General features: G+C 56.9%; 12 protein-coding genes. 6 read left to right on the plus strand and 6 right to left on the minus strand.

Annotated features, from left to right (window positions below):
• The coding region (locus tag QYE47_RS15545) for an AGE family epimerase/isomerase (RefSeq protein WP_301159098.1) at positions 1-1,091 on the plus strand (1,091 nt) is incomplete at its 5' end.
• A 105-nt stretch (positions 1,092-1,196) separates the two neighbouring features.
• Positions 1,197-1,445 (plus strand): hypothetical protein, encoded by a 249-nt coding sequence (locus QYE47_RS15550; RefSeq protein ID WP_014592578.1) that lies wholly within the window; start codon positions 1,197-1,199, stop codon positions 1,443-1,445.
• 49 nt (positions 1,446-1,494) lie between these two features.
• Here the strand turns inward: QYE47_RS15550 and QYE47_RS15555 are convergent, their stop codons facing one another.
• On the minus strand, positions 1,495-2,259 hold the full coding sequence (locus QYE47_RS15555; protein WP_014592579.1) for an SDR family oxidoreductase: 765 nt from the start codon (positions 2,257-2,259) through the stop codon (positions 1,495-1,497).
• A 786-nt stretch (positions 2,260-3,045) separates the two neighbouring features.
• On the opposite strand from QYE47_RS15555, the gene QYE47_RS15560 reads away from it, so the two are divergent.
• The 3 genes from QYE47_RS15560 to QYE47_RS15570 are packed head-to-tail and all read left to right on the plus strand — an operon-like array spanning position 3,046 to position 5,851.
• Complete coding sequence (locus QYE47_RS15560) at positions 3,046-3,933, plus strand: sce7726 family protein (protein WP_070384406.1); 888 nt, start codon at positions 3,046-3,048, stop codon at positions 3,931-3,933.
• Entirely contained in the window at positions 3,894-4,802 is a 909-nt protein-coding gene (locus tag QYE47_RS15565; RefSeq protein WP_070384407.1) for a sce7725 family protein, read from the plus strand. The genes QYE47_RS15560 and QYE47_RS15565 overlap by 40 nt, the downstream gene beginning before the upstream one ends.
• The gene (locus tag QYE47_RS15570; protein ID WP_081343643.1) at positions 4,802-5,851 is read left to right on the plus strand and encodes an RES domain-containing protein; all 1,050 of its coding nucleotides are present in this window, start codon (positions 4,802-4,804) and stop codon (positions 5,849-5,851) included. Before QYE47_RS15565 ends, QYE47_RS15570 begins: the two co-directional genes overlap by 1 nt.
• Positions 5,852-5,895: 44 nt before the next feature.
• Here the strand turns inward: QYE47_RS15570 and QYE47_RS15575 are convergent, their stop codons facing one another.
• The 5 genes from QYE47_RS15575 to QYE47_RS15595 form a co-directional block, all read right to left on the minus strand.
• On the minus strand, positions 5,896-6,612 hold the full coding sequence (locus tag QYE47_RS15575) for an ABC transporter ATP-binding protein (protein ID WP_004576969.1): 717 nt from the start codon (positions 6,610-6,612) through the stop codon (positions 5,896-5,898).
• A complete protein-coding gene (locus QYE47_RS15580) occupies positions 6,609-7,484 on the minus strand; it encodes an ATP-binding cassette domain-containing protein (protein WP_010955466.1) in 876 nt (291 codons plus the stop codon). The genes QYE47_RS15575 and QYE47_RS15580 overlap by 4 nt, the downstream gene beginning before the upstream one ends.
• A complete protein-coding gene (gene livM, locus QYE47_RS15585) occupies positions 7,481-8,782 on the minus strand; it encodes a high-affinity branched-chain amino acid ABC transporter permease LivM (RefSeq protein WP_070384408.1) in 1,302 nt (433 codons plus the stop codon). Before livM ends, QYE47_RS15580 begins: the two co-directional genes overlap by 4 nt.
• A gap of 2 nt (positions 8,783-8,784) precedes the next feature.
• Complete coding sequence (locus QYE47_RS15590) at positions 8,785-9,699, minus strand: branched-chain amino acid ABC transporter permease (RefSeq protein WP_014592581.1); 915 nt, start codon at positions 9,697-9,699, stop codon at positions 8,785-8,787.
• Positions 9,700-9,853: 154 nt separating this feature from the next.
• Positions 9,854-10,990: a branched-chain amino acid ABC transporter substrate-binding protein gene (locus QYE47_RS15595; protein ID WP_003249588.1), complete on the minus strand. Its 1,137-nt coding sequence runs from the start codon at positions 10,988-10,990 to the stop codon at positions 9,854-9,856.
• Positions 10,991-11,502: 512 nt separating this feature from the next.
• On the opposite strand from QYE47_RS15595, the gene pncB reads away from it, so the two are divergent.
• On the plus strand, positions 11,503-12,708 hold the full coding sequence (gene pncB, locus QYE47_RS15600; protein ID WP_014592583.1) for a nicotinate phosphoribosyltransferase: 1,206 nt from the start codon (positions 11,503-11,505) through the stop codon (positions 12,706-12,708).

Consider the following 12,708-nt stretch of genomic DNA (forward strand, 5'->3'; position numbering starts at 1 on the left):
CCCGCCCCACCCTGCCCGAACTGGCCCGCTTCAACCAGCACTTCGCCGAACGCATCGTGCCGCTGTGGCAAGGCCCGGGCTGGAACGCCGACATGGCCCTGCCCTACGAAGCGCTGGACGCCCAGCACCAACCGTTGCCGGTGCAGCGCTACCGGGCCATGGCCTGTGCACGCCAGCTGTACGTGTTCAGTAGCCGTATCGGCCAACCAGGCGCCGCCGAACGCGCCGCAGCCCTGTTTCGCTCGCTGCAAAAGCACTTCCATGATGCCGAGCACGGGGGCTGGTTCTACAGCATCGACGCCCACGGCAAGCCGCTGGACCGGCGCAAGGACCTGTATACCCACGCCTTCATCGTGTTCGCCTGCGCGCACTACTGGGGCAAAGTGCGCGAAAACCTGGTGGAGTCCACGTTGAATGCTGCGCTGGACATCATCGACCAGCAGTTCGCCCGTGACGATGGCCTGTACGAAGCCTGCCTGGGCGAAGACTGGGCCGACCTCGGCAGTGGCCCGCTGCAAAACCCGCAGATGCACCTGGCCGAAGCGTTCCTGCAAGTAATGGCTGTGCGTGACGACGAACATGTCCGCCAGTCGCTGCTGCAATTGTGTCAGGCGCTCGAGGCGCATTTCATTGAACCGGCCCATGGCCTGATGCTGGAAAAGCCACGCGGGGCTGTGGATAACTGGTTCGAGCCTGGGCACCAGTTCGAGTGGTTCTATCTGCTGCATACCTCCCCGCTGCTGCGTGACACGCCGCTGCATGCGTCAATAGACCGGGCTTTCGGCTTTGCCGAGCAATTCGGGGTGAAGGATGCGGCAGTACTGGCCATGCTCAATGTGGATGGCCGGGTGCTAGATGCCTCCCAGCGTATCTGGGCGCAGGCCGAGTACCTGCGGGCGCTTACATTGCGTGAAGGCAGTGAAGCAAAGCTCGCGGGGCAGTTGGGCGCCCTTTCAGCGCGATTCCTGCGTGACGCCGGCTGGTATGAGTGCCGAGGGGGTGACGGCGCGGTGAGCAGGGATGACATGCCATCGACCACGCCTTATCACTTGGCTACCTGCCTGGAAGGGCTGAATCAGTCGAGCCTCTGACTGTCCATCCAACGAACCTGTCAGGGGTGAGCGTTTCCCTCTGCCGGAAGCATCTCCCCACGCCTATGTTGGTGCTCCTTTCTCGAACGTTCAGGAGTAACCAACATGGAAGCAGAAGCCTTCAAGGCATTTGTCGAAGAGCAGATCAACCGAGCGGCACAGAAGATAATCGATCACGGCCACCGCTATGACGAGCACTCCCATGGCAAACTCAGCTACCTGCTAAGCCTGCGCCGTGTCATCAATTGCGAAGCAACGGCCGAGGACATGGGCCGGCATGACGCCATCAACGATGTCCTTCAAGCGTTAGGCATCATCCCTGAAGAAAGAACCGGCTTTTACTATATCAACTGAGCGATGCGGTTGCTTCGCGAACCGGATCTTTCCGGTTCGCGCCTCGTGCTTAGCCTTTTGATCGGTCGATCGAGAACCCTGCCCAGTCCTGGCTCACCGGCATCAGTTCCAGGCTGTTGATATTGATGTGCGCCGGCTGGTTGAGGATCCAGAAGATGGTCTCGGCAATATCCTGTGGCTGGATCGGCTCCGCACCCGCGTAGGTAGCATCGTACTTGGCCTGGTCACCCCCGAAGCGCACCAGCGAGAACTCGCTCTCGCACAGGCCCGGCTCGATGTTGCTCACACGCACGCCGGTACCGCGCAGGTCGCAACGCAGGCTCAGCGAGAACTGGCCGACGAAGGCCTTGGTGCCGCCATACACGTTGCTGCCCGGGTACGGATAGTTGCCCGCCACCGACCCGACGTTCAGGATCGACGCGCCGCGGCCATGGGCGATGAGCCGTGGCAGCAGCAGGCGAGTGGTGTACATCAGGCCCTTGATGTTGGTGTCGACCATGGTTTCCCAGTCGTCCAGGCTGCAGTTCTGCGCAGCATCCACACCCAGCGCCAAGCCGGCGTTGTTGACCAGACCGCGAATCTTTTCAAAGCCGGCCGGAAGGTGGGCAATAGCCTGCTCCATGGCCTTGCGGTCACGCACGTCCAGCACCAGGCCATGCACTTCGGTCTTGGCCGACAGTTCAGCGCACAGGGCATCCAGGCGCTCTTTGCGGCGCCCAGTGAGTACCAGCTTCCAGCCGGCTTCTGCAAAGCGGCGGGCGGTGGCCTCGCCGAAACCGGAAGTCGCGCCAGTGATGAATACGGTGGACGTCATGCTGTGTTCCTCACGGTAGGTTGTCATGGCAGCTTTGCAGCATGCCCGCGCACGGCGCAGCCAGCAAGCCGCTCAGGGGCTGTTCATTTTTTGTTCATATTCTGCAAACCCTTGCGGCAGAGGGCTCGCCGCCAGGTATGCGCATGTTATCCACAAGGCTTTCCCCACAGATTGGGGGCAACTTGTCCACTGCACGGAACCCTTTCAGCAGGTTGTGGTCGGTGGATATCTTGGCGGTGATGGCGCAAGGCTTTCAAACATGCCGCCTGCAGCGGTCTGTCCAAGGTTTCCCCACAGAGTTATCCACAGCCTTGCCGCTTATTTCGAGGTGCTTTGGGATCTGTGAAAAACCCTGAAAGGTCATCCACAGGAAGGATATGATCAAGAAATGATCGCATCGCTGCAGGGCCTGGTATCAAAGGGCTGGAGCGAGATGCCACCATGTTTTCCACAGGCGGTTCCACATTATCCGTGGACAAGATCAAGCCTGGGGAAACAAGGGCATGCTATAGGATATTGACGTGTATCGAGAGAGAGGCGCGGCAGGTTGTCCACATTGAGAATGGGGCCCCTTGTATCCCCGAATGCCACTCAGCACCCGCCGAGGTAAACGTTGCGCACTTCCTGCTGACCAGCCGCTCCTGCCCGTCCGACTCATAGGGATCGGGCCAAACCGCCACAGAGCGCTTCACACCCTCCCATCCGCATCGAGAACCTTAGATGTCAGGGCACTGGTGTGCTAATATTTTTGCGAAATTTTGTCCAAGGAACACTTGGAATCTGCCAATGCTCAATCGCCCAGATTTGTCACAAATTTTTTCCAGCAAGCGTATTTCCGAACTTAGCTGCGGAGATACCAGCTTCATTGAAGCCATAGCTTCCTCCTTTAAGGCGGAACTCGCAGAGAGCTTCACTATCAGTGATATTTATAATCATTGCTATAGGACGCTGAGCAAAACTTTTAGAAATGAATACTTCCTCAAAAACGTCATCATTCAAAAGATACTTCTGGGAAAACATTCACTCAACACAGCAACGGCAATAACTGAGTTTCGCGTAGGTAAAAGCAAAGCCGACTGCGTGATAATAAATGGTCACTCAACATGCTATGAAATCAAGTCAAACTACGACAATCTCGATAGGCTCCATGGTCAACTCAGCCAGTATCGGATGATTTTTGACAGGACGTATGTGGTCGCTGAAGAGTCTCAAATTGAAAAGTTGAGTAAATTCGACCTGGGTGATACTGGTTTAATTCAACTAACCCAGCGAGGAACGCTAAAAACGCTAATAGAAGCCTCGACCATTGACGACGCTATTGACGCTCGCACCTTGATCCGCTCATTAAGGATGAGTGAATACCTTGAACTTGTCGAGCGCATCTATGGGTACAAACCGGACCTCTGCAACACTGAAGTATTCTTTGAGTGTGAAAAATTGATGCAGGCCGCGTGCCCTATGAAATTGCGATTCGAGTTTTGTAAAGTACTAAAAAAATCGAGAAAAAATGACCAGCACTTTTTGATGTCGCTGCCCGACTCACTGCTCGCCGCAGGAATTAGCTACAAACTAAACAAAAGCCAACAAGATAAGCTTATTTCAACGCTTAACAGCCAACTTAGAAAGGACGCTTTATGTATTACCCAATCCTTAGAGGCAAACAGTTTGAATTAATCGCACTTAGAGAACTTGCAACAAAACTTCCACCTAAATCGGTCACACCATTCATCGAGCCTGTCAGAACCAATTTAAAACCACTGACAGCCACTATTGAATGCCTGTTCGAACAAGGCATAGTGCCTGTTATCGTTGTGAATCCATCACTCGGCGATTTTTCAAAATCAGAAATAAACTTAGCAGATTCACTTAACAAGGTAGTTAAAAACAAGTATATACCGTGCATCAAAATTAGCACGAAGCGTAAAATTCCTGAAGAAATACAACAAAGCATCAACAACGAAACGGCAGTTTTCCTCGAGGGCAGCATTGACAAAACAACCATCGCGCTCATAAACGACGCGAAATTCACTTTCATAAACACAGAAAGAGTCTCTACCGCTGCAATCCCATTGCTGAAAAATTTAATCATTTATAAAGACTCCTTTGATAAACAGTCAAGGAACGCTGACTACGAGGAGTCCTCCTTTTACTCGAACACCCATGTCGACTACAAAAAAACGGCGAATGTCATCGGATTTGGTGACTTTACCATCCTGAGCGAGGACTATAGCGAATCGGGCGGACCTGCTTATGTAGTAACCATACATTTGAGCTATATTGATGACGAGCAATTCGATTCAATGTATGTTCGTCATTTCTCCTCATTTAACGATGACTCCCCTACCAACCCTGGCGGTAAATTTAGCGATGCTCTGCGGAAGCTGACTACCCATGTCAATGATAATCCACAAAAATTTTATAAATCCACAGGATTAACTGGACTTCTTGACTTGAATGCTAAACCGTTCCCCGGTCTTGGCGTAGTTAAAAAGATGTCTTTGAAACATCATATTGAAACTATTGCTGACTACATAGGGGGGTGATGAGTATGACGGCATGCTGCATCAATTGTTTCTCCGACATTGCCATTAAGGAGAAAATCAACAGCCTTGCGGAAATAACCCGCTGCAGTCACTGTGGCAGTGCACGAACAAACTGTACATCTCCCGCAAACCTAAGAGATAAGCTTGAGCTGTTTACCTATGGCCTTGAAGAGTCACCAGTTGGATATAGCTTTACCGAAATACTGACTTATCACTACGGAATCTTTACAAAGAACGTCCGCTCAGCCGCGGACCTGATTGATGAGATATTTTCTGAACAGGGATATTCGAATCGTCAATTCACATTTACATTCGACATTCTCCGCCATAACCAAGAGTGGGAAGAGTTCAAACAGGAAATCAAGCACACCAATCGTTTCTTCCCTCAAGCTTCTATTTACTCAACAATTTTCAGACAAGCAACAACTGCCGCAGGCAGCATAGTACTATTTCAACTAATAGAACAGCTTAAAACCCCGATCTATCCTCGTGAAAATTTTTACAGGGCGCGAATTTCCGACTCTCCCCTGAAGAGTGGTCAAATGGGAAGCCCTCCCGCAAGCATTGTTAGCGGAGGTAGGGCGAACCCTGTTGGCGTCCCCTACCTTTACCTTGCTGAAAATATTGAAACCTGCATCAATGAAGTTCGCCCAACCAACTCAACAAAAATTTATGTCTCAGAAGCATTTCCTAAAAATGAACTCTTCCTACTAGACCTAACTGAGCCCCGGACAGCTTGCTCAGCCGCATCATTTGAAGAGGATCAGTTGGAGCTCGTGCTCAACCTACTTAACTTGCTTGAGATTTTTTCTAATGATTTGTCAAAGCCTGTGAGGCCTGAAAACGGTCATTTAGAATATATACCAACTCAGTTCCTCTGCGAATTCATAAAAACCGAGGCAAGACTGGATGGCATTATATTCAACAGCTCATTCGCATCGGGGAAGAATTATGTTGTTTTTGATACTGATTCATTCAACATAAAAGCCCCCACCGAATATACTGTCATGGAAACTTCCCATAGAACGCTACCGTTATATCCTCAATAATGCTTAAGCGTTGCTAGCCATTGCGGCTAGCAACGTTGTTGACGCTAATGCCCGCCAAGATAAGCGTTACGCACTTCCTCATTGACCAACAGTTCCTGCCCGGTCCCGGTCATGCGAATCTGCCCGTTGACCATCACATAGGCCCGGTCCGACAGTTTCAGCGCATGGTTGGCGTTCTGCTCCACCAGGAAGATGGTCATCCCGGTCTTGGCCAGTTCTCGCAGGGTCGAGAAAATCTGCTTGACCACGATCGGCGCCAGCCCCAGCGAGGGCTCGTCCAGCAACAGCAACTTCGGCCGGCTCATCAGCGCCCGGGCAATCGCCAGCATTTGCTGCTCGCCACCGGACATCGTCATGGCCCGCTGGTTACGCCGCTCCTTCAACCGCGGGAACAGCTCGTACATACGCTGCATGTCTTCGTCGGCATGCTTGTCGCCGATGGGGATGGTACCCATCATCAGGTTTTCCTCGACGGTCATGTCGGGAAACACCCGGCGCCCCTCCGGCGACTGGGCAATGCCGTTGGAGGCGATGTAGTGCGAGGATTTGCGGGTGATGTCGGTGCCGCGGTACACGATATGCCCGGATGCCGCCCGCGGCTGGCCGAAAATCGACATCAGCAGGGTCGACTTGCCGGCACCGTTGGCACCGATCAGGCTTACCGTCTCGCCCTCGTTGATGTGCATCGAGACCTTCTTCAGCGCCTGGATCGGCCCATAGAACACGTCCAGGTCCTTCAGCTCGAGAATGGGTGCACTCATACCAGTTCCTCTTCGTCTGCACCCAGGTAGGCGGCAATCACCGTCGGGTTGTGGCGGATGTCCTGCGGCGCACCTTCGGCAATCACGTTGCCGTGGTCCAGCACCACGATATGGTCGGAGATGCTCATGACCATGCCCATGTCGTGCTCGATCAGCACCACGGTGATGTCGTGCTCGTCGCGCAGCACACGGATCATGCGGCTGAGTGCCTCGGTTTCCTGCGGGTTAAGGCCCGCCGCCGGTTCGTCCAGGCAGATGATCTTCGGCCGCGTGCACATGGCCCGGGCGATTTCCAGGCGCCGCTGCTGGCCGTACGACAGCTCGCCGGCCAGGCGGTTGGCGCAATCGACCAAATCGACCACTTCCAGCCAGTAGAAGGCGTGGTCCAGTGCATCGCTTTCGGCCTTGCGGTAGGCCTTGGTATTGAGCACCCCGGCCAGCAGGTTGCGGTTGACCCACATGTGCTGGGCCACCAGCAGGTTCTCCACCACCGACATTTCCTTGAACAGGCGAATGTTCTGGAAGGTGCGCGCCAGGCCGGCGCGATTGACCAGGTGGGTACCGCCGAACATCTTGTAGTACATACGGTTGGCAAAGCGCGCAGGCGACACGAAGTCGGCCGCCTGGAAGCGTTCGCCGAGCAGCTGGATGACGTTGGTGTGGCTGCCGCGCACGTTCAGTTCGATACGTCCGCCACTGGCCTTGTAAAAGCCGGTCAGGCAGTTGAACACCGTGGTCTTGCCGGCGCCGTTGGGGCCGATCAGGGCAAAGATCTGGTTGCGCCGAACCTTCAGGCTGACGTCGCTGAGCGCCTTGATGCCACCGAACTGCATCATCAGGTTGTCGACCGAGAGAATGATATCGTCGCTCATGGCGCCACTCCTTTACGCGGGGTCACACCGGTACGGCTGATGCGGATCAGCCCACGCGGTCGCCAGATCATCATCAGCACCATCAGCACGCCGAACAGCAGCACCCGGTACTCGGAGAAGCTGCGCAGCAGTTCCGGCGCCACGGTCAGCACGAACGCCGCGATGACCACACCCACGGTCGAGCCCATGCCACCCAGCACGACGATGGCGAGGATCAGCGCCGACTCGAAGAATGTGAATGACGACGGGTTGACGAAGCCCTGGTAGGTGGCGAAGAACACCCCGGCCAGACCGGCAGTCGAGGCGCCCAGGGTAAAGGCCGACAGCTTGACCAGCACGTGGTTCAGGCCCATCGAACGGCAGGCGATCTCGTCTTCGCGCAGCGCTTCCCAGGCCCGGCCGACCGGCATGCGAGTCAGGCGATGCTTGATGTACAGCACTGCCAGCACGACGATGAAAAGCACCGCGTAGATGAACACGAACTTGAGGCTGGCGTTGTACTCGAAGCCGAAGAACTCGTGGATAGGCACCCCGCCATCCTTGGCCCGGCGGCCGAACTCAAGGCCGAAGAAGGTGGGTGAAGGTGCCGGCATGCCGTTGGGGCCACCGGTGAACGATAGCCAGTTGTTCAGCACCAGGCGGATGATCTCGCCAAAGCCCAGCGTCACGATCGCCAGGTAGTCACCGTGCATGCGCAACACCGGGAAGCCGAGGATGCACCCGGCCAGCGCCGCAGCGATGGCCGCCAGCGGCAGCACGCTCCAGAAGCCCAGCCCCAGGTACTGGTAACCCAGCGCCAGGCCGTAGGCACCGATGGCATAGAACGCCACGTAACCCAGGTCGAGCAGGCCGGCCAGGCCGACCACGATGTTCAGGCCAAGGCCCAGCAATACGTAGATCAGGCCGAGGATGACCACGGTCAGCAGGTACTTGTTGGCGAAGATCGGGAAAACGATGGCAATCACGATCAGCGCGGGGATGATGTAGCGCAGGCGCGACTTGTAGTCCGGTGCGGTCACATGCACGCCCGAGCCACCGCTGTCGAAGCCCAGGAGCATGCGCTGCCCGGGGGCAGTCTGCAGGAACAGGCTGAGCAGGAAGCGCCCCACCATCACACCGCCGACCAGCCAGGCCACGCGGCGCGGCTCGGCATTGAAGGTGTAGCCGTCGAGCACCACGCCAACGACCGGGCCAAACACGATAAGTGCAAGCAGGCCAGCGACAATGGTCTCCAGCAGGCTGCGTTTAAGGTCGAAACCCTTGGTTTCGCTAAGAGAGGCAGTTTTGGCAACGGACATGTTCACACCTTAGCCACGAGCGGGCGACCCAGCAGGCCTTGTGGGCGGAAGATAAGGATCATCACCAGCAGCGAGAAGCTGAACACATCCTTGTAGTCGGAGTTGATCAAGCCTGAGAACAGCGACTCGGAAATGCCCAGGATGATCCCGCCGAGCATGGCCCCCGGCAACGAGCCAATACCCCCGAGCACTGCGGCAGTGAACGCCTTGATACCGATGATGAAGCCGGCGTAGAAGTCGAAGGTGCCGTAGTTCATGGTGATGAGCACGCCGGCCAGGGCGGCCATCACCGCACCGATGACGAACACGTAGGAAATCACCCGGTCGGTGTTGATACCCAGGATCGAGGCCATCTTGCGGTCTTGCTGGGTAGCACGGCACATGCGGCCGAGCTTGGTGTACTTGATCACGTAGGTCAGCAGGCCCATGCCGACGAAGGCCGCCACCAGGATGAAGATCTTGGTATAAGTCAGTTGCACGAAGCCGGTTCCGACTTCGACACGCATGGCGCCTTCCAGCAGGGTTGGCACGCCTTGCTGGCGGGCGCCCTGGCTGATCTGCGCGTAATTCTGCAGGATCAGCGAAATGCCGATGGCACTGATCAGCGGTGCCAGGCGGGTGGAGTTACGCAGCGGTTTGTAGGCGATGCGCTCGATGGTGAAACCATAAACGCCGGTGACGACGATGGTGAACAACAAGGTGCCCAGCATCAGCAGGGGGAACGATTCGACACCGAAGTAAGCCAGCAATGCCAGGCTGATCGCCGCGAGGTAAGCGGAGATCATGTACACCTCGCCGTGCGCGAAGTTGATCATGCCGATAATGCCATAGACCATTGTGTAGCCGATGGCGATCAGGCCATAGACCGACCCGAGGGTCAGGCCGTTGACCAGTTGCTGCAGGAAAATACCATCCATAACGCAATCTCACCTGATTGAGATTGCACGAGCGCCGACCACGGCGCGGGCCACCTGTGCGGGGCCCTCGCAGCGCAGAACTGTGCAGATCTACGAATAAAGACAGGTACCGCGGGGCTTGGGCCCGAGCAAACGCCCGGGCCGCGGGCCGTTGTTATTTTTGTTTTTCCAGCTGGTGGTATTTACCGGTCTTGTCCCACTGGTAGACCACGTAGTCGGACACGGTCAGGTCGCCCTTGCTGTCCCACTTCTTCTCACCCATGACGGTCTGCACCGGGTTGGCCTTGAGCCACTTGGCAGCGTCTTCGCCTTTGTTCGACTTCGCGCCATTGAACGCGGCAGCCAGGGCCTGCAGCGAAGCGTAGGCGTACAGGGTGTAGCCCTCAGGTTCAGTGCCCGCCTTGCGGAACTCTTCCACCACCGCCTTGCTGTCTGGCAGCAGGCGCGGGTCGGCACCGAAGGTCATGTACACTCCGTCAACGTATTGCGCGCCGCCGGCGGTGGACACCAGTTCGTCGGTGACGATGCCATCATCGGACATGAACTTGACGTCCTTCAGGCCCTGCTCGCGCAACTGGCGTACCAGCGGGCCGGCTTCCGGGTGCAGGCCGCCGAAGTAGACCACGTCGGCACCGGTAGAGCGGATCTTGGTGACCACCGCGCTGAAGTCTTTCTCGCCACGGGTCAGGCCTTCGTACAGCACAGGCTTCACGCCGCGTTTTTCCAGCTGCGCCTTGGTCGCGTCGGCCAAGCCCTGACCGTAGGTGTCCTTATCGTGCAACACCGCGACCTTCTTGCCCTTGAGCACGTCGACGATGTAGTCGCCAGCGACGATCCCCTGCTGGTCGTCACGGCCGCACATGCGGAACATGGCGCTCAGGCCGCGCTCAGTGACCTGTGGGTTGGTGGAACCTGGGGTGATGGCGATCACGCCCGCCTCGTCATATACCTCGGAGGCCGGGATCGTGTTGGAAGAACAGAAGTGGCCTACCACGCCAATCACCTTGTCCTGGTCGACCAGTCGGTTGGCCACGGCCACCGCTTGCTTCGGCTCACAGGCGTCATCGCCTTTGACCAAGACGATTTTCTCGCCATTCACGCCACCGGCGGCGTTGATCTTGTCAGCCGCTGCCTGCGCACCTTTCATGTACTGCTCGCCAAACGCTGCGTTGGCACCGGTCATGGGGCCCGCTACACCGATCTTGACGTCGGCCTGAACATACGAAGAAACACCCAGTGCCGTAGCTACGGCCAGAGCCAGGAAACCTTTCTTGTAAAACGTCTGCGACATGAGGTGGTGCTCCTAGAGTTTTTTTGGTTGGCACTACAACTTCTCAGCCCGGTACTCAGAGCAAGGGCCGTGCCATCGGTTTTGTATTCCGGGAAAACACACTGTGAAGGGTGCCTGCAGCCGACGGGCGGCCTTTTCTTTATTGAGCGTGCAACCGTCTGCCACGCGGCAGGCGCCACCACACGTACAGACAAGGAGCAACCGTCGAGTGCCATCATTGCAACCCTGGCAAGTGTTTACGTGCAACCGCCCTGTAACAGCGGACGTCACCGAACTGCACACTGCTGGTGCGCGACTGCTACAGGCGGCACCGTTTCAAGGCTAGCTGGTGCACGGAAAAACACCTCTGTTTTGGCCGTTCCGGCCTCTTCGCCGGCAAACCCGCCCCTACAACAGGAGCAAGTACCCGCACCGTGCAGGAGCGGGCGTGCCCGCGAAGAGGCCGGAACAGCCACACAAGGTGGAAAAGGCTGGCACAATGTCCGCCAATCGCCGCTTCCGGAGCCCCCTTGATGAGCGAAAGCGCATTCGCCGAGCGCATCGTGCACAACCTGCTCGACACCGATTTCTACAAACTCACCATGATGCAAGGTGTGCTGCACAACTACCCGGACGCCGACGTCGAATGGGAATTCCGCTGCCGCAACGGGGAGGACCTGCGCCCCTACCTCGGCGAAATTCGCAATCAGCTCGAACGGCTTGGCGACCTCACCCTGGACGATGGCCAGCTGGCCTTCCTCGAACGCATCAGCTTCCTCAAGCCCGACTTTTTACGCTTTCTGCGCCTGTTCCGCTTCAACCTGCGTTACGTGCACGTCGGCATCGAAAATGATCAGCTGTTCCTGCGCCTGAAAGGCCCGTGGCTGCATGTGATCCTGTTCGAAGTGCCGCTGCTGGCCATCATCAGCGAAGTACGTAACCGCAACCTGCACCCGCACATGCGCCTGGCCGAGGCGCGGGACCAGTTGTACCGCAAGTTCGACTGGCTGCGTGCGCATGCCAGCGACGACGAGCTGGCCGAACTGCAGGTGGCCGACTTCGGCACCCGCCGGCGCTTTTCCAGCCGCGTGCAGGAGGAAGTGGCAAGGGTACTGCGCGACGACTTCCCCGGCCGTTTTGTCGGCACCAGCAACGTCGACCTGGCATGGAAACTGGATATCAAGCCGCTGGGCACCATGGCCCACGAGTGGATCATGGCCCACCAGCAGCTCGGCCCACGGCTGATCGACAGCCAGATCGCGGCGTTGGACTGCTGGGTACGCGAGTACCGCGGCCTGCTCGGGATCGCCCTGACCGACTGCATCACCATGGATGCCTTCCTCGGCGATTTCGACCTGTACTTCGCCAAGCTGTTCGACGGCCTGCGCCATGATTCGGGCGAGCCGGTAGCCTGGGCGGAAAAGGCCATTGCCCATTACCAGAAACTGGGTATCGACCCGATGACCAAGACCCTGGTGTTTTCCGACGGCCTCAACCTGACCCGCTCGCTGGAAATTTTCCGCGCCCTGCGCGGACGCATCAACGTCAGCTTTGGCATCGGCACCAACCTGACCTGCGACATCCCAGGTGTGGCACCGATGAACATCGTGCTTAAAATGACCGACTGCAACGGCGCGCCGGTGGCCAAGATTTCTGATGAAGCCGCCAAGACCCAGTGCCGCGACGAGAACTTCGTCGCCTACATGCGCCACGTATTCAAAGTCCCCAGCAAGGAGTAA

It is taken from the genome of Pseudomonas sp. 2,4-D (assembly GCF_030418155.1).
Lineage (GTDB): Bacteria > Pseudomonadota > Gammaproteobacteria > Pseudomonadales > Pseudomonadaceae > Aquipseudomonas > Aquipseudomonas alloputida.

Bases quoted from the DNA above. Each gene is read 5' to 3' on its own strand.
- QYE47_RS15550 (WP_014592578.1), top strand. From the start codon at position 1,197: ATGGAAGCAGAAGCCTTCAAGGCATTTGTCGAAGAGCAGATCAACCGA.
- QYE47_RS15555 (WP_014592579.1), bottom strand. From the start codon at position 2,259: ATGACGTCCACCGTATTCATCACTGGCGCGACTTCCGGTTTCGGCGAG.
- livM (WP_070384408.1), bottom strand. From the start codon at position 8,782: ATGTCCGTTGCCAAAACTGCCTCTCTTAGCGAAACCAAGGGTTTCGAC.
- QYE47_RS15595 (WP_003249588.1), bottom strand. From the start codon at position 10,990: ATGTCGCAGACGTTTTACAAGAAAGGTTTCCTGGCTCTGGCCGTAGCT.
- QYE47_RS15590 (WP_014592581.1), bottom strand. From the start codon at position 9,699: ATGGATGGTATTTTCCTGCAGCAACTGGTCAACGGCCTGACCCTCGGG.
- QYE47_RS15575 (WP_004576969.1), bottom strand. From the start codon at position 6,612: ATGAGTGCACCCATTCTCGAGCTGAAGGACCTGGACGTGTTCTATGGG.
- QYE47_RS15580 (WP_010955466.1), bottom strand. From the start codon at position 7,484: ATGAGCGACGATATCATTCTCTCGGTCGACAACCTGATGATGCAGTTC.
- QYE47_RS15570 (WP_081343643.1), top strand. From the start codon at position 4,802: ATGAGTATGACGGCATGCTGCATCAATTGTTTCTCCGACATTGCCATT.
- QYE47_RS15560 (WP_070384406.1), top strand. From the start codon at position 3,046: ATGCTCAATCGCCCAGATTTGTCACAAATTTTTTCCAGCAAGCGTATT.
- QYE47_RS15565 (WP_070384407.1), top strand. From the start codon at position 3,894: ATGTATTACCCAATCCTTAGAGGCAAACAGTTTGAATTAATCGCACTT.
- pncB (WP_014592583.1), top strand. From the start codon at position 11,503: ATGAGCGAAAGCGCATTCGCCGAGCGCATCGTGCACAACCTGCTCGAC.